Origin of the sequence: Methylobacterium sp. J-001 (genome assembly GCF_022829565.1) — a bacterium.
GTDB lineage: Bacteria > Pseudomonadota > Alphaproteobacteria > Rhizobiales > Beijerinckiaceae > Methylobacterium.
Genome location: NZ_JAKSYN010000027.1, coordinates 57,904 through 73,394 on the forward strand (window position 1 = coordinate 57,904; position 15,491 = coordinate 73,394).

General features: G+C 67.9%; 20 protein-coding genes. 8 read left to right on the forward strand and 12 right to left on the reverse strand.

Annotation, left to right across the window (positions count from 1 at the left end):
- Positions 1 to 68: 68 nt before the first annotated feature.
- Positions 69 to 1,613, forward strand: coding sequence for an ATP-binding protein (locus MKK65_RS01735; RefSeq protein WP_409565347.1), 1,545 nt, complete (start codon positions 69 to 71; stop codon positions 1,611 to 1,613).
- Positions 1,614 to 1,623: 10 nt separating this feature from the next.
- Here the strand turns inward: MKK65_RS01735 and MKK65_RS01740 are convergent, their stop codons facing one another.
- The 6 genes from MKK65_RS01740 to MKK65_RS01765 form a co-directional block, all read right to left on the reverse strand.
- Entirely contained in the window at positions 1,624 to 2,679 is a 1,056-nt protein-coding gene (locus tag MKK65_RS01740; RefSeq protein ID WP_243954783.1) for a zinc ribbon domain-containing protein, read from the reverse strand.
- An 82-nt stretch (positions 2,680 to 2,761) separates the two neighbouring features.
- Positions 2,762 to 4,075: an MFS transporter gene (locus MKK65_RS01745; protein WP_243954785.1), complete on the reverse strand. Its 1,314-nt coding sequence runs from the start codon at positions 4,073 to 4,075 to the stop codon at positions 2,762 to 2,764.
- 36 nt (positions 4,076 to 4,111) lie between these two features.
- Positions 4,112 to 4,276, reverse strand: coding sequence for a hypothetical protein (locus MKK65_RS01750; RefSeq protein WP_243954786.1), 165 nt, complete (start codon positions 4,274 to 4,276; stop codon positions 4,112 to 4,114).
- A gap of 148 nt (positions 4,277 to 4,424) precedes the next feature.
- The gene (locus tag MKK65_RS01755; RefSeq protein WP_243954788.1) at positions 4,425 to 4,925 is read right to left on the reverse strand and encodes a MucR family transcriptional regulator; all 501 of its coding nucleotides are present in this window, start codon (positions 4,923 to 4,925) and stop codon (positions 4,425 to 4,427) included.
- A 374-nt stretch (positions 4,926 to 5,299) separates the two neighbouring features.
- On the reverse strand, positions 5,300 to 5,602 hold the full coding sequence (locus MKK65_RS01760; RefSeq protein ID WP_243954790.1) for a hypothetical protein: 303 nt from the start codon (positions 5,600 to 5,602) through the stop codon (positions 5,300 to 5,302).
- A 60-nt stretch (positions 5,603 to 5,662) separates the two neighbouring features.
- Positions 5,663 to 6,058, reverse strand: coding sequence for a hypothetical protein (locus MKK65_RS01765; protein ID WP_409565346.1), 396 nt, complete (start codon positions 6,056 to 6,058; stop codon positions 5,663 to 5,665).
- Between the two features lie 218 nt (positions 6,059 to 6,276).
- On the opposite strand from MKK65_RS01765, the gene MKK65_RS01770 reads away from it, so the two are divergent.
- Positions 6,277 to 6,603, forward strand: a complete 327-nt coding sequence (locus MKK65_RS01770) for a hypothetical protein (protein ID WP_243954792.1) — start codon at positions 6,277 to 6,279, stop codon at positions 6,601 to 6,603.
- A gap of 9 nt (positions 6,604 to 6,612) precedes the next feature.
- Here MKK65_RS01770 and MKK65_RS01775 read toward each other — a convergent pair whose 3' ends face one another.
- Positions 6,613 to 6,846, reverse strand: coding sequence for a DUF2171 domain-containing protein (locus MKK65_RS01775; protein ID WP_058192827.1), 234 nt, complete (start codon positions 6,844 to 6,846; stop codon positions 6,613 to 6,615).
- Positions 6,847 to 6,996: 150 nt separating this feature from the next.
- Between MKK65_RS01775 and MKK65_RS01780 the strand changes: the two genes are divergently transcribed.
- The gene (locus MKK65_RS01780) at positions 6,997 to 7,239 is read left to right on the forward strand and encodes a hypothetical protein (protein WP_201025768.1); all 243 of its coding nucleotides are present in this window, start codon (positions 6,997 to 6,999) and stop codon (positions 7,237 to 7,239) included.
- A gap of 32 nt (positions 7,240 to 7,271) precedes the next feature.
- On the opposite strand, the gene MKK65_RS01785 is transcribed toward MKK65_RS01780, so the two are convergent.
- The gene (locus MKK65_RS01785) at positions 7,272 to 7,538 is read right to left on the reverse strand and encodes a hypothetical protein (RefSeq protein ID WP_243954794.1); all 267 of its coding nucleotides are present in this window, start codon (positions 7,536 to 7,538) and stop codon (positions 7,272 to 7,274) included.
- A 220-nt stretch (positions 7,539 to 7,758) separates the two neighbouring features.
- On the opposite strand from MKK65_RS01785, the gene MKK65_RS01790 reads away from it, so the two are divergent.
- Both MKK65_RS01790 and MKK65_RS01795 read left to right on the forward strand, forming a co-directional pair.
- Entirely contained in the window at positions 7,759 to 8,106 is a 348-nt protein-coding gene (locus MKK65_RS01790; RefSeq protein WP_243954796.1) for a hypothetical protein, read from the forward strand.
- Between the two features lie 73 nt (positions 8,107 to 8,179).
- Positions 8,180 to 8,464, forward strand: a complete 285-nt coding sequence (locus tag MKK65_RS01795) for a hypothetical protein (RefSeq protein WP_243954798.1) — start codon at positions 8,180 to 8,182, stop codon at positions 8,462 to 8,464.
- Between the two features lie 22 nt (positions 8,465 to 8,486).
- On the opposite strand, the gene MKK65_RS01800 is transcribed toward MKK65_RS01795, so the two are convergent.
- Positions 8,487 to 9,227 (reverse strand): DUF4336 domain-containing protein, encoded by a 741-nt coding sequence (locus MKK65_RS01800; protein WP_243954800.1) that lies wholly within the window; start codon positions 9,225 to 9,227, stop codon positions 8,487 to 8,489.
- 105 nt (positions 9,228 to 9,332) lie between these two features.
- On the reverse strand, positions 9,333 to 9,908 hold the full coding sequence (locus tag MKK65_RS01805; protein WP_243954802.1) for a YgjV family protein: 576 nt from the start codon (positions 9,906 to 9,908) through the stop codon (positions 9,333 to 9,335).
- A gap of 558 nt (positions 9,909 to 10,466) precedes the next feature.
- Between MKK65_RS01805 and MKK65_RS01810 the strand changes: the two genes are divergently transcribed.
- The 3 genes from MKK65_RS01810 (at position 10,467) to MKK65_RS01820 (ending at position 13,676) form a co-directional block, all read left to right on the forward strand.
- Entirely contained in the window at positions 10,467 to 11,429 is a 963-nt protein-coding gene (locus MKK65_RS01810) for a class I SAM-dependent methyltransferase (protein WP_243954804.1), read from the forward strand.
- Positions 11,426 to 12,376 (forward strand): L-histidine N(alpha)-methyltransferase, encoded by a 951-nt coding sequence (gene egtD / locus MKK65_RS01815; RefSeq protein WP_243954806.1) that lies wholly within the window; start codon positions 11,426 to 11,428, stop codon positions 12,374 to 12,376. The genes MKK65_RS01810 and egtD overlap by 4 nt, the downstream gene beginning before the upstream one ends.
- Positions 12,377 to 13,337: 961 nt before the next feature.
- Positions 13,338 to 13,676 carry a HigA family addiction module antitoxin gene (locus MKK65_RS01820; protein ID WP_313902013.1) on the forward strand — a complete coding sequence of 113 codons (339 nt, stop codon included), beginning with the start codon at positions 13,338 to 13,340 and terminating at the stop codon, positions 13,674 to 13,676.
- A 510-nt stretch (positions 13,677 to 14,186) separates the two neighbouring features.
- On the opposite strand, the gene MKK65_RS01825 is transcribed toward MKK65_RS01820, so the two are convergent.
- Complete coding sequence (locus tag MKK65_RS01825) at positions 14,187 to 14,420, reverse strand: hypothetical protein (protein WP_243954808.1); 234 nt, start codon at positions 14,418 to 14,420, stop codon at positions 14,187 to 14,189.
- A 123-nt stretch (positions 14,421 to 14,543) separates the two neighbouring features.
- Entirely contained in the window at positions 14,544 to 15,302 is a 759-nt protein-coding gene (locus MKK65_RS01830) for a Crp/Fnr family transcriptional regulator (RefSeq protein WP_243954810.1), read from the reverse strand.
- Positions 15,303 to 15,491: the final 189 nt, after the last annotated feature.

Below are 15,491 nucleotides of genomic sequence, written 5' to 3' on the forward strand. Positions count from 1 at the left end.
AGCTCGCCCTTTCGGCCGGCGCGATCATCGGCACCTGGGTGTGGGATCTGCCTGCCGACGAGTTCACCGTGGACGAGGGGTTCGCCCGCAGCTTCGGCCTCGATCCGGCCCTCGGGCGGGTCGGGCTCAGCCTGGAGCAGGTGATCGGCACGGTCCATCCCGAGGATCGCCAGGGGCTGATCGCGGCGATCAACGAGGTGATCGCCCGCGGCGGCGCCTACGCGCACCAGTACCGGGTGCGGCGCATCGACGGGAAGTATTACTGGATCGAGGCGAACGGCCGGGTCGATCTCGGGCCGGATGGGACGCCGCTGAGCTTCCCGGGGGTGCTGATCGACGTCGAGGATCGCCGGGCCGTCGAGGCCGAGCGCGACCGCGCCATCATGATGCTGCGTACCCTGACCGACACGCTGGAGCAGCGGGTCGCCGAGCGGACCAGCGAGCTGATGCGGACCGAGGACGCCCTGCGCCAGTCGCAGAAGATGGAGGCGGTCGGCCAGCTCACGGGCGGCGTGGCGCACGATTTCAACAACCTGCTGACGATCATCCGGTCGTCCGTGGACTTCCTGCGCCGGCCCGACCTGCCGGAGGCGCGCAAGGCCCGCTACCTCGATGCCGTCTCCGACACCGTGGACCGGGCCGCCAAGCTCACCGGCCAGCTCCTCGCCTTCGCCCGACGCCAGGCGCTGAAGCCCGAGGTGTTCCATGTCGGCCAGAAGGTCCGCGGGATCGCCGATATGCTCGACACGGTGATCGGCGCCCGGGTCCGTGTGATCGCCGAGGTGCCCGACGCGCCCTGCTACATCCGGGCCGATGTCAGCCAGTTCGAGACCGCCCTGGTCAACATGGCGGTCAACGCCCGGGACGCCATGAACGGGGAAGGCACGCTGACCCTGCGGCTGGCCAGCGGGCGCACTATGCCGGCGATCCGCGGCCATGCCGGGGCGGAAACCGCCTTCGCGGCGGTGTCGCTCACCGATACCGGCGCGGGGATCTCGGAGGCCGACCTCGGCCGCCTGTTCGAGCCGTTCTTCACCACGAAGGAGGTCGGCAAGGGGACCGGCCTCGGCCTGTCCCAGGTGTTCGGCTTCGCCAAGCAATCGGGCGGCAACGTCGACGTGACCAGCGCCCCGGGGCAGGGGGCGACCTTCACCCTGTATCTCCCGCAGGTCGAGGTCGATCGCGGGATCGACGAGGCCGACGGCACCGCGGCGCCGCTCTCGCCGCTCGGCGCGGGGCAGCGGGTGCTGGTGGTCGAGGACAATGTCGAGGTCGGCCGGTTCGCCACCCAGATTCTGCAGGATCTCGGCTACGAGACCGTCTGGGCGGTCAATGCCGAAGCGGCGCTCGACCGGCTCGGCCAGGATGGCGGCGGCTTCGAGGTGGTGTTCTCGGACGTGGTCATGCCCGGGATGGGCGGCCTGGCGCTGGCCCAGGAGCTGGCGCGCCGTCTGCCGGACCTGCCGGTGCTGCTGACCTCGGGCTACAGCCACGTCCTGGCCCAGGAGGGCACCCACGGTTTCGAACTGCTGCACAAGCCCTATTCCGCCGACCAGCTCGGGCGCGTGCTGAGCCGGGTCGTCGGACGGCCGGCGCCGGCTTCGGTCGAGTGAGGGCTCGGTCCTACGCCGCCGGCTGCACCGTGCCGGCGCCCGGGGTGCCGCAGGCGTGGCAGAATCGCTCGAAGGTGCTCTTGCGCTGCGTGCAGGCCGGGCAATCCTCGAACAGGCCGAGCCCGCAATGGGGGCAGAAATTCGTGTTCGGATCGCCGAGCGCGACCGGCCGCTCGCAGCCGGGGCAGACCTTCTTGGCGAGCCGCGCCAGGGCCTGATCGGTGGCGATCTCGGTGCGCCGCTCCTCGTTGGGCCGCGCCTCGACCTGTGCCTGCCGCGCCCGGTAGGCGTGCAGGGCGTTGATCGCCGCCCGCCCGCCGACCAGCGTCACGAGCACGCCGACGCCGTACTGCACGTAGCCGCCGTAGCTCGGCATGTACGGGACCAGCTCGACGAAGAACGCGAAGGCGGCGGCGAACGCGAAGCCCCAGACGAACGGCCAGTTGCGCGTGTGCCCCCGCTTCAGCAGCAGCCATCCGGCCAGGACGAGCAGCGGCAGGGTCAGGGCGAGCCGGTAGCCGAACACCCGCAGCTCCTGGCCGCGCTCGGCCGCGTCGAGTTTCTGCTGAGCATCCGCGCGCAGGGCGCTGTCCGTGCGGACCTGCTCCTGCTCGCGCTCGGATAGCGCGGCCTGCGCCTGGGCCTGCGCGGTCAGCCGGTCCTCGACCGCTCGTTCGGCATCCTTGAGCGCGTCGAGCTGCTTCGTGCGCGCGATCAGGCCGGGATCCTGGTCGACCCGCTGGGTCGCGTCCCGCGTCTTCAGCCAATTGGCAAACGTCTCCCGGGCGCCCTCGGTCGCCCCCTGGGCTGCTTCGAGCGCCAGCTGGTCCTGCTCGATCCGGCGTCTCGTGTCGTCCATCTCCCGGCGGATCTGTTTGAGCGTCTCGGTCGAGGCCCGGGCCTGATCGGATTCGAGGAACTGCTCAAGGGTGTAGCGCTGCTCCACCTGCGGCAGGTCGCCGACGACCAGAGAGCCAAGCCCGATCAGGAACCACGCGAACAGCAGCGCGACGAGCCAGAGGGCGGCGTTGAACCAGCGCTCGGACAAACGGGACCCTGCACGCACGCCATCGACTCCACAGACCCAGTGATCGCAAGCTCTAGCATAAGCCGGTCATCGCCGAACGGGATCAAGGGGGGTAGCCGCCTCAGCGGGCCGGTGCGGCCCTCGGCGCGGACGCCACGGCGCGGGCCCGGCCCGGCACGAGCGACAGCCCGGCCGAGATCAGAGCGAACAGGATCAGCGGCGTGAGGGCCAGGGTGAAGCTGCCGGTGGCGTCCTTGATCGCACCGATCAGGTAGGGTCCGAGGAAGCCGCCGAGATTGCCGACCGCGTTGATCGCCGCGATGCTGGCGGCGGCCGCGGCCGGCGGCAGTTCCTCGGTGGCCAGGGCCCAGAACGGTCCCTTCAGCATGTAGACGCCCACCGCCGCCACGGTCAGCGCGCCGACCAGCGGCAGGATGCCGGACAGGACCGTTCCCCCGGCGAGGCCGGCCGCCAGGACGAGGAACGGGATCGCCAGGTGCCAGCGCCGTTCGCCGACCTTGTCGCTGTGCCGGCCCCACAGGATCATCGCCACGGAGGCGACGCCGTAGGGGACGCTGTTCAGCAGGCCGGTCTCGAAGTTCGTCAGGCCGTAGCTCTTGACGATCTGCGGCGTCCAGAAAGTCAGGCCGTAGCTGCTGGCGGTCGAGCCGAAATAGATCGCCGCGAACAGGATCAGCCGCCGGTCGCGCAGCATGGTCCCCAGCGAGGGCGAGCCCACTCCGCCGGTGCGGGCGGCATTGCGGGCCGATTCCTCCCGCAGGCGCCCCTCCAGCCAGTCCCGCTCGGCTTCGGGCAGCCACGCCGCGTGCCGCGGCCCATCGGGCAGGAACCACAGCACGGCGCCGGCCATCAGGACGGCGGGCAGGCCCTCCAGGATGAACAGCCATTGCCAGCCGGCGAGCCCCCATCCGTTGAGGCCGAGCAGCGCCCCGGAGATCGGCGAGCCCAGGAACGACGAGATCGGGATCGAGATCATGAAGATGCCGACGATCCGGGCCCGGTAGGCCGAGGGAAACCAATAGGTCAGGTACAGGATCACGCCGGGGAAGAACCCAGCCTCGGCCACCCCCAGCAGGAAGCGCAGGGCGATGAACGACCACGGCCCCTGCACCAGTGCCATGGCCATGGAGATGACGCCCCAGGTCGCCATGATCCGGGCGATCCAGAGCCGCGCCCCGAAGCGCTCCAGCATCAGGTTGCTGGGCACCTCCATCAGGAAGTAGCCGAGGAAGAAGATGCCGGCGCCCCAACCGAACAGCGTCGCGGTCAGCCCGACATCGTGGTTCATCTGGATGGCGGCGAAGCCGACATTCACCCGGTCCAGGAAGGACACGAAGTAGGCGAGGATCAGGAACGGTACGAGCCGCCACCCGATGCGGTGCATCGCCGACCGTTCGATCTCAGACTCGGCCATGGTGATCCTCCTCGTCGGCGGCCGTCTCCGGGCCGCTCACGGGTGCGAGCGCAGGCTCCGGGCACGCCGGTTCGGCGATCCGGCGACGACGGTTTCGATGTCGGAGAGGCAGGCGGCTGCGCGGATCGGGCCGAACATGGCGGCGCGGTCAACCGTGCCGGGATCGGTTCCGGACGGCATCAGAAGGTCGCCGCGGCGCATCGCGTGCGGTTCATCTCGGGTTTCCTCGCGGCCGGTCGGTTCGAATGCCGATCCTGGCCAGCCGATCTACCGCGAAAGCCCGATGATCGGAAGTCTTCACCCGGTGAGGACTTCCGATTTGTCGCTCGTTTCTGGACCGCGTGTGATCCTACGCGGGCTTGCGGGCTCGGGCGGGCTTTGCCGATGCCTCGACGGCCTCAACGGGCCCGGCGGCCTTCTGGGCCGGCTTCCGGCGCTTGTGGCCGAGCCCCGCGGTCCGGGCGAATTCGGCGCGCATGGCCGAGTAGTTGGCTGCTGTCGTCGGGTAGTCGTGCGGCAGCCCGAAGCGCTCCCGGTACGTCTCGATGGTCAGACCGTGCCCGGTGAGGTGCCGCTTCAGCGTCTTGTACGGCTTGCCGTCGATGAAGCTGATCAGCGCATCCGGGGTGATCGATTTCCGGACCTGGCCGGGGGTGAGCTTCTTGGCTTCCGGCTCGACTGGCGCGCCGGCCTGGCCCAGGCCGGTCAGCGCCTCGTGAACACGCGACAGCAGGGTCGGCAGTTCGAGTGTCGGTACGGAGTTGTTGGAGACGTAAGCAGACACGATGTCGGCGGTCAGAGCGATGACATCGACTTGGTCGTCTTGAGGAAACGCGGTGTCGTCTTCCATGGTCGGCTCTCGATGGACAATTGCGCGATCAACGTCGCTCTATCTGCCACCAGTCAAGCGCCTATTCGAGCAAAAACAAGTGATCGCATCTGTTGTTGGTCGAGGTATCTGTTGAATACCAGCATAAAGTGATGATCTTGCCACATTGGTTGCGGCGGGGCGGAGTTCGGCGCCCATACGCGGAACGCTTGCCTCCGGCCCCTGCGGGAAGTGGCAGTCCCGGCATGCGAGGAGCCTGGGGCCGAATGCGGGGTGACGCTGTTCAGAGAGTCTTAACCGTCCCGTGGTCTCTCGAAGCGTCGCTCCGGCTTCGAGGGGTAGGAAGCCGAACGGCAGGCGGGCCGAGCCTTGCCCTTCAAGCTCGGCCCGCGCCTTCACGCTCGGGCGCTGGCAGCCCGCCCGATCGGCGTCGGGATCGCACCGCGCTTGACCGGCGGTGCAACCGCCTGCGGAGTTGCGCCGGACGCGTAGTCCGCCCGGTAGGTCCGCTCCAGGGTCATCAGTGCGCGCAACGGCACCTCGGCCAGATCGAGCAACCGTGCATCGCGCCAGCGGGATTTGGTCAGCGTCCCGCGGCCGAACCAACGCGGCTTCTCTTCCTCGACGAGCAGGATCAGCTTGCCCGTCCACGTCCTGCGGAACCAGAACCGCCCCGTGAGCTTGCCCGCGCTGAACATGTCAGCACCTCGCCTGAGAGCCCCGCACGACAACGTCGCGGAAACTCGACGGTTTCCCCGTCAGTCGCTTGCGCGGGCTTGACGGGGGCGGGCCGCCCGGGAGGCGATCGCGAGCCCCACGATCCCGCCGACGAGCGCGGCGGCGGCCTTCACGAGGAAATCATCAACCCGGCCGTGGCGCGAGCCGGTCAAGGTCTGACCAGCCTCCAGGCCGCCGGCCAAGAGGACGGCGCCGAGCAGGATCCAGGGCCAGCGCCGCGGGTAGCCCAATGTCAGGAGCAGCCCGGCCAACGCGTAAGCGGCGGCCCGCTCGAAGCTCGGGTTGGCCGTCACCACCGGGCGGAGACCGATCGGCGCCAACGTGATGGCGATGATCGCCGCGACAATTATCCAGGCCGCGAGTCGCACCAGGCTCAGCACCCACTTGTCCATGTTGAGCCCCGCGTCCCGCACCACCGCGCCGACCGTTCCCGCATACAGGGCCTACCGGCCGGAAGCTGTTGCAGTTCGGCGGCCAAGACGCAGAAAGCCGACGGGCCATCGCCCGTCCGCCGAGCCGGCGCAACCGCAAGTGATTGATGCCGCGCCCGACCGGACACAGTCCGGATCACGCGACTGTTGCTCGTTCGTTCTAGGCAAAGAACCGGCGAATCGGGCATAAGGGCGACATGCGCATGCCCGTGCTCAGCTTCTGTTCGATGCTCGTTCTGATCGATATCGGTTCGGTTGCGCTGGCGGCCGCACCGGCCGATCCACGTGCGCTCGAATTGGCCTGGCACCGCTGCCTGCGGGATTCCTACGCTCACCAGCCGCCCGGCCAGAGCCGGGCCGGGGACGAGCGCAACGCCCTCGATGAGTGCAAAGTGCAGGAGGATGCCTTCGTCGCGTCACTCATGGCCGCCGGACCTGCTCAGGACGGCCGGACCGGGACCGTCTGGTCCCGGACCTGGGCGGCGTTCGTAGAGCCGCTCACCGCGTGGATTGGCGGCCTCCGCCGCTGAGCCTGTCGGTCAGGAGGTCGACCACTCGCGCTTCACCTCGTCGGCCGGCCGATCGAGATGGACCTTGCCGCCCTCGACGGCCCGGACGAAATCCAGCGGGATGTAGTGGTGCAGGCCACCCGCGGCCGCATCGCGTTTGGTAAGCTTGATCTCGCCTTTGTCGATATGGTCGACGGTGCCGACATGGACTCCGTCGGACCCGACGACCTCGGCATGTTCCTGGATCTGCGCAGCATCAACCATCGTCGACCTCCCTGTGTGGCCGTCAAACGGTGTCTCGCGCAGGGCAGTTCCTGACTGCGCCATCGGGACCTACCCCGGCCCTCCGGGCGCCACGGCGTCGCACCGCATGGGCGCCACCGAACCAGGGGGCGTCCGGACCGTTGGAGCGCCATGACCAATTCGACTTCCACCCCGATGGACCAAGTTGCCGACGCAAGCCGGCACGAGATGGCAACCGAGCATCTGCTGTTCGGCACGATCCGTTTCCTAGCCCAGCGCCACCCGGAGCTTCTGGACGAACTCGACCGCAGCCTGGATCACCTCTGGGATCGGGCCGAGGGCGAGGCGCGCGACGACGAGGCCGTGCGCAAGATCGCCAGCCGCATCATCAAGAGCCTGCGGGCCGAGAGCTGAGGGCGTTCCCGATCGCGGCGCGGTTCGGTCGTCTATGGGTGCGCGCAGCCGACGCAGATGCCGCGGGTGATGGCGTCATTGCGTTGCTCGGCCGGACTGCGACGGTCGATGCTGCCGGTTTCGTTCGGGCCGAGCGCTCTCGGGTTCGGGACCGTCTGACCCGTGGCCGTGGTGTGGGGCGCTTTCGCGGCCGTGGCCGGGCCGCCGCCTGTTCCCGTCTGGCTCACCGATTGGCCCCAACCGGGCTGTGTGCCCAGGGCGAGGACGACGAGGGTAGCGATCTTCAGGGGCGCGCGCATGGTGACCTCCCGGCGCTTATTCATCTGCGTGGAACCGACGCACTTGGTGGCTGAAAGTTCCGTTCTCGCCCGTGCGCGGGTCGCGAGGATCGCCGTCACGCAAAGGCTGAACGGTGCGCGGCACGGCCTCGCCATTCGGGGTAGCGGCTAAGCTCTATTGAGGCTTGCCCTATGCACGGGACGGCCCGTTACTGGCATCGTCACGATCAAGGGGCTTACGATGAACCCGACCGTCAAGGCGGTGCTGCTGAACGAGCGCGCCAGCGTCCTGTCGGCCATCGCGGCCCGCGAGGGAACCGTCTCCGATCTGCTGGTTCAGTTGAATGGCGTCGAGAACGATATCTGGCGATTGCGCCACCGACTTATCGATCTTGAAGCTTACCTCGTCGGCCAGCGGGTCGAACTGCCGGAGGACGCGCCGTCCGACGACGTCCTAGCCGCGCCGAGCGATGCGCCCGGGCTGCCGGCCTGCAAGCCGCTCGAGGATTTCGTCCGCCACAGGTCCGGGAAGCGCAAGCTTCTCGCCGCCGTGCCCCGTTGCATCGAGGATGCGCGCCGATCCGGCTGAGCAGACCGGGATTGCTCCCTTCCCTCATCCTGGGGCCTATCTAGGCCCGGCGACGATCCGAGAGGGGTGAGGGATGGGCAACCGGGATGGCGCCGGCGCGTCGAGCGCGCGGATTGCCGAAGTCCAGCGCCTCGCGACAGCCCTGGCTGCCCGCGTGCGGTACGCGCAACTGGTCCAGCGGCCGGTCTACGAGGAACAGATCAACGCCCTGGTCGGAGCGGCGCGGCTTCTGGACGAGGAGAAGGTGCCGTGGCCACCCATGGTGGAAGAGGTGCTGATGGAGCTGGCCAAGTCGCTGGACGGATCCGGCGCGGCCGAGGATGCCGAGACGCCGGATCCGGCGCAGGAGGACACTTGAAAGGCTTCAAGCCGTTGGGCGCTTAGGAAAAATCGCCGAGCCAGCGCAGCGAGTCCCGCAGGCGGTCGGTGCCGTCCTGGGCGAACCACAGCCCATGCGCAAAGATCACGGCGTCGGGCTTGAGCGCGACGAGTTCCGCCGCCGCCCGCGCCGCGTCGCCCCGGCGCAGCTTGATCACGAGGCGCAGATAGGGGGGCGGCTGACCCCCCGGTGCGGTCATGCCGGCCAGACGCAGAAGCGGGCGCAGGAGCGCCGGCATCTTGGCCGGCTCCAGGTTCAGGACGAGATCGGTCAGCACCAGGGTCCGGCTGCGCGTGTGGAAGAACGCGACCTCGCGGAATCCGAGACCGCCCGGGACCACGATCTGGCGCAGATCCGGGGCCCATTCGGGCGGCGCAGCGTCGGCGAGCACGCGATCGATCCGCAGGCCGGAGCGGCGCACCTGACCGCGCTGGCGGAGGTTCGGCGCCGCCCAGGTCAGGGCCTCCGGGCAATGCTCCTGCCACGCTTTCAAAAACGTCCAATGCGCGATGTTGGGCGCCACGAGATGGCGGATCGGTCCCAGGGCCGCGATCGCCCGGTGCAGGGCCGCGTCGTAGCGTGTCGGCGAGTGGAGCCACAGGCTGCCGTCACCGAGGCGGACCACGCTCATCCGGACCGGGAGCGGCATGCCGAGCACCCGCAAGGGGCCGCTATCGACGATCCAGACGCCCTCAGCCACGGGCTTGAGCACGTCGAGGGGCGGATACGTCGCCTCACGCAAGACCTTGTCTCCTCGGTTGCCTCCGGCGACACGGCCGGGACGTCAGGCAACCGCCACGGCGCATCGGGTTTCCCGGATGCATCGCCGCAGCCCCGATTCACGCGGTCAGGCCTGGAGATAGACCGGGGCGACCGGGCGGGGCGGGAGGGCGCGCCACAGGGCGATGCCGAGGCCGAGGATCGTCAGGAGATCGCAGGTCAGTCCGAAGACCGAGCCGACCAGGAAATTGTGGCCGGCCCAGCACAGGGAGGCGCCCAGGAACAGCAGCCGCATCGTCTGCGGCGCGGCGTTGAGGCGGGCGGCGGTCGCCAGCAGGGCGCCGAGCGCCGCGCAGGCCGAGGGCGTGCCGTTCCAGGTGGTGATCGTCAGCCAGGCCGCCAGCAAGGTGGTGGCGGCGAACAGGGGGGGGACCCAGGCGTTCCGGCTCGGTGCACCGAGGCAGGTCAGGGAGACGAGGCTCTGCACCACCGCGATGGCGCACATCGCGGTGCCGGTAAGCGCTCCGAGCGTCAGGTAATGGGCACCGAAACAGGCGGCGCAGGACGCCGAGCCGGCAAGCATCCAGGACCGCCGCGGCATGAGGCCGGCAATAAATCCGAGGGTCAGGCCCAGGGATCCGAAGATATCGAGATGGGTTCCGGCCAGGTTGTACCAGGTCAATACGGAGTCGGCGGCAATCATCGGTCGCGCTCAAGGCGGCGCGGGTGCGCCGTTTCAGACCTTTGCGCTAGGTTCGCATGGTAATCAGGGGGTTAACGGTGGGCCGCCCGCCGATCACGACGGTGCGAGCGTGGCAGAAGCGCCGCCATCCTGTCGGGCGGGGCGAGGGGTTTTCGCGGATAATGGAGGTGCTGGTCCAGTATTCGACTGAGGCCGTCACTTGAATAACATAAGTTATGGCTGCGATCAGGTCTTCAATCATGGGAACAACACCGGAGATATTCGGTTCTCTGGGCATTCACCTCCGGATGTCGCCGGTGCCGATCCGGGCTGCCGTACGTCCGCCCCGCCGCCCTTCGGCGACCCGACCCGGCGCTTCCATGCACCTTTCGATCCTCGGCAGACGTCGTCCATCCGCCGCCCGGCCTTCAAATCCCACGGCGGGTGGGGACGGTTCCTGCGCAGGATCGGGCATGCGCGCCGCCGTTCCCTGCGAAGCGCCGCCGAAGGCTGGAACGGCCCGCGGCTCGCGGCGCGCCACTGCCGTCATGGGCCGAAGCGATGGTTGAGGACGGGCCGATGACGCAAGCCGATACCATTCCGGAGCCCTTCCCGCACAACCAGGAGGCGTTGCTGGCCCTGGGGTACGCGCTACGCGATGCCGGCTACGGGTTCACCACCGTGACTCCGGTCACCCACGCCATCGTCAACGCCCGGTCGTGCAACGCCGAGGCCCACACCCTGCGCGACGTGTTCGGCTGGAGCCGGCCGTTCCGGGCGGAGCTTCTGCCCGGGCCGATCCTGGCGCTGATGCGGGAGGCCGGGGCTTTGGTCGAGGACGGTAACCGTCTGCGCGCGTCTGTGCGGTTCTCCAGCCTGGATGGCGAGCTGTTCGCTCATTCCGTCTACCCGCCGAGCGCCACCGATGCGGTGTTCTTCGGGCCCGACACGATGCGCTTCGTCTCCGCGGTGCTGGCCCATCTGGAGCAGCGGAAAACACCGTTGCGCCGGGCGGTCGATCTCGGCTGCGGCTCGGGGGCGGCCGGGATCTGCATCGCCAAGCGGTCGCCCGGGGCGGAAGTCCTGCTGGTCGACATCAACCACGCCGCCCTGCGGGCCGCCCGGGTCAATGCGCGTCTGGCCGGCACCGACGGCGTCGAGGCCCGGCACAGCGACATGCTGCGCGACGTGGAGGGCTCCTTCGATCTGATCGTGTCGAACCCGCCCTTCATGATCGACCCCGCGGCCCGGGCCTATCGGCACGGCGGCGGCTCGCTCGGGGCCGGCCTGCCGCTGGCGGTGGTCGAGCAGGCGATCCGGCGGCTCGCCCCCGGGGGCACCGTCGTCCTGTTCACCGGCGCGGCGATCGTCGCGGGGACGGACCCGTTCCGGGATGCCGTGGCCGAGGCCTGCGCCCGGGCCGGCCTGGCCTGGACCTATCGCGAGTTCGATCCGGATGCCTACGGCGAGGAGCTGGCCAACGCCGGCTACGCCGAGGTCGAGCGGCTCGCCCTGGTGGTGCTGACGGTCACGCGGCCATGAGCGGCCCCGTCGATGCGCACGAGGAAATCCTGCGCGATGCCCTGTCCGGCCTCACCGCCGCGCCAAAGACCCTGCCGGGCAAGTATCTCTGGGACGCGACCGGCTCCGACCTGTTCGACCAGATCTGCCACAACCCGGACTACTACCCGACCCGCCAGGAGATGGCGCTGCTGCCCCAGGTCGCCGCCGCGCTTGCGGCTCGGGTCCGCCCGGGCGTGACCGTGGTGGAGTTCGGCAGCGGTGCGAGCCGCAAGATCCGCACCCTGCTCGACGCCTTGCCCGAGCCGGCGGCCTACGTGGCGATCGATATCTCGGGCAAATACCTGGCGGAAGCGATCGGCCGGCTGGCGCCGGATTACCCGGACATCGCCATGGTCCCGGTCTGCGCCGATTACACGAAGCCTGTGCAGCTCCCGGTCGCGGCGGGGCCCGGCGGGATCCTGGGCTTCTATCCCGGCACCAGCATCGGCAACTTCGCGCCCCCGGAGGCCGCCCTGTTCCTGGAGCGGGCGCGGACGACTCTCGGCCCCAGCCTGTTCCTCGTGGGAGCCGATGCGACGAGCGAACCCGAGCGCCTGCAGCGTGCCTATGGCGGGGCGGGCGGGCTGATGGCGGCGTTCCACCGCAACATCCTGGTCCGGCTCAACCGCGAGCTCGGGGCCGATTTCGACCTCGACAATTTCCGGCACCGCATCGAACTCTATCCGGATCCGCAGCGGGTGGAGGCGTATCTCGTGGCGATCCGCCCGGCCACCTACCGCCTGGGCGGGCAGACGATCGCATTCGCCGCCGGCGAGCGTATCCGCACCGATACATCCCACAAATACGCCCCCGCGCTCTTCCAAACTCTGGCGAGCCAGAGCGGCTGGCAGCCGCGCGTGCTCTGGGAAGCGGAGGCGGGAAGTTTCAACCTGCACCTGCTGGAGGGCATGGGCGGAGCGACTTAGAGTCTCGCACGAAAATTTCCGTGTCACCGTCGGGTGTCAAGGGAGGACTCCCGGGAAGCGGGAGTCTTGTGAGGTGCCCTCAATCCAGAGATCCGGGTGTTCAGGACGGCTGCGCTCCGCTCACCGATGCGGCCCGGGGCCTGTGCCGCACGGGGCATAGACTGCCCGGCAAGCTGGGCGACGGCTCGAGCCGACCGTCAGCAAAGGACTTTCCGATCTCCAGCGAACCCACGTGACAGGTCGTACCGCATCGGTCGCCAAGCGCGGGTCCTTCCATCACGTAGCGCAGCCCGTTCAGCGCGCGACGCAACGTATGCTTGCCTTCCCTGCTTCCTCGCGCGGACGCGGCAGGCAAGGTGCGAAAGGCCCCGCGCCTCATCCGGTGACGGTGGACGGGTCTCGCTTGGGGACAATACTCCTCTCGTGTCGTTCAAGGGCGCCTGTTCCGGCGCACTATTTTTCTCCCAATATGGGCAGCAATTCGCCGCGCATCCAAAATTATACGAAAAGATAATACGTAACCTATCGAAAAATCATGGATTGATCTCTTCAATAAAGAGGCAAGCGATGATTTGTGCTGAGTAAAAATCGTGTCGTGCGTCGCTTGACAGGCGACACGCGGACCGATATTTCCCGCGCCGCTTGCCGGAGAAGTAAAAAATATAACGTATCTTCTGATGTGTCGGCGCGACAATTAATGGTTGCGCGAACAGTACGGTAACGAGCACTCCGGTAAAGTTGATATTCCTGTTCGGCGCGGCCGGACAGGGGTGTGATCTATAACGTGACTTGATCAGAATTGAGGCGTTGAAGCGAAGTGTCTCTTTCAGGCGCTTTCTGGGACGCGTCGCGAGCCAGGAACTGCCTGATCGATAAGGAGCCCCCACGGAGACACGACGATCAATCCCACAGGTGTGTGCTGATTTTCGAAGAACTCAGGCCAGCGCTTTTGTGAGGAAAGATGATGGGCATTCCCTACGCGTTGAAGAATCCATGCCATCCCGGTGCTTTTATTCGTCGCAATATCGTCGAACCCCGCAACTTGACCGTGATGGCCGCAGCCGCCCTTCTCGGCGTCACCCGCCAATCGCTGTCCGATTTCCTGAACGAGAAGACCAGTCTATCTGCAGAGATGGCACTTAAAATCGAAAAGACGTTCGGATTTAAAATGGAATCTATGATGGAGATGCAGAAGCAGTTCGACATCGCCAAGGTGCGGAAGCGTGACCAGGCTCGCCAGGGTCAGCTCAAGGCTCAAGCAAAACCCCAGACGACCGGGCTTCTGCGCGTTTTCGGGTGAGATTGCTTCGCGGCCGTTGGGGGACCCGGTAGCTGGTAGCCGGGCCGCCCACCGAAGCTTCGGGATGCCCAGCCCTGGGCATTCACATTCATGGGACGGCTCCAGCGCTTGACGGGAAGCTGCCGAGATATGGCGGCCAATCCGTCAGCGCTGGTCGATGCCCCTGCTCGACAGGCCCTCGGCCATAAGATCGACGGATGAGAGCGGGGCGTGCACGAATGGAGTGAGCAGCGAGGGCAGTCGTGCCAGCGAGAGGCTGGTGCGACCCTGTGGAGTCATAAGTCTCTGATCTTCTGCCGCCCCTTTGGCTATCCTCGCGACTGCATCGCGGTCGGATCAAACCGATCCACGCGATCCCGCACGCGAAGGAGCAGCCGACACGCATGGGCTGGTGTCGCAGCGGGTGCTGACGGGAGACATTCCGCGGGAAGTCCGTAACAGCCGCGTGGTTGCTTCGTTTCGCGCGCACGGCCGGTTCAGACAACGGCCAGCCTGAGACCGAACAACGGCTCACCCGGCCTGGAACGGCCGGTGCTTGTCGTCGGTCGTGTCCGATGCGGCGCCCTTCGGCACGGCACTGGTATCGACCATGTCGCGCTGGTCCCGCTGCGGCTCCGGGAAATCCGTCAGCGCGCGCCAGGGCGTCGCGGGGACGCCCATCCGGAAACCGCCCGATGACCGGAACAGCCACGCTGCGACGAGCATCCAGGGCACGATGAAGAAGACGAAAGCACTGAGTCCCACGACGATCCTCCCGAGACGGTGAGCCGTCAGGAGAACGCGGGAGGCCCCGTCATCGATCCTGCCGGCCGGTATGGCGCGCGCCGCCGACGTGGAGGCCGGCTCAACCTCGGCGAACGCACGCAATCACGGGCCGCGGGATGGCGCCATCGGGGTGCCGGCGCCTCCGGTGCCGAACTCACCGATCAGACGGTCATATTCGGCCTCGGCCGTGCCGTAGCTGTCGCCCGCAAGCTCGAGCAGGCCATCACGATCGACGATCTCGACGAGGCCGCGATGCTTGCGCACGAAGCCGTCCCCCTCGAGCCGTCTCAGGGCGGCCGTCACGCCGGGCCGTTCGACACCCAGCATCAGCGACATGAACTCGTGCGTGACCATCACGGCGTCACCGTCGCTCCGATCCTGGTACATCAGCAGCCAGCGGGCCAGCCGCATCGGGGTGTTGCCTCGCGCATTGGCGAAGGCCGTCTGCGCGGTCTGCGCGAAGTGGGTGTGAATGTAGCGCAGCAGCATGAGGCGCATGGCCGGACGCGCCTCCACCGCCCGGAGCAGGGCGGGCGCATCGATCGCCAGCATGCGCCCGGGCGCCTGCACGAAATGGGTGTAGGGGGTGCGGTCGTCACCCAGCAGGACGGGGGCGGCCCCGACCAGACCTTCGCGGCCGATCAGCCCGATCTCCACCCGGCCGCGCATCCCGTCGTTCGTCACGGAGACGATGCCGGCCTCCACGAAGTAGACCGTCTCGATGGTCGTGTGGGCAGCGATCATGATCCGCCGAACGGCCATGTCTTCCCGGCGCAACGCAGGCTGCAGCGCTAAGAAGTCGTCCGGTGCGAGCGCCCGGAGGAGGCGGTTGCGCAGGTCGGCCTGCTGAAGCTGTGCCACGGGTGCTCATGCGTATCGGGCGAGGGCACAACCAGTCCCTCGATCGTCGGCGCCCAGGACGTAGCCGACAACCTGCTTCCGCTAAAGCTTGGCTCGCGTCGCTGCAATGTAAGAATTTGACAGAACAATGCGTCCGAATGCCGACTTTAGCGCATGTAAATTTCTTACAATCACGGTTTCTGAGGCATT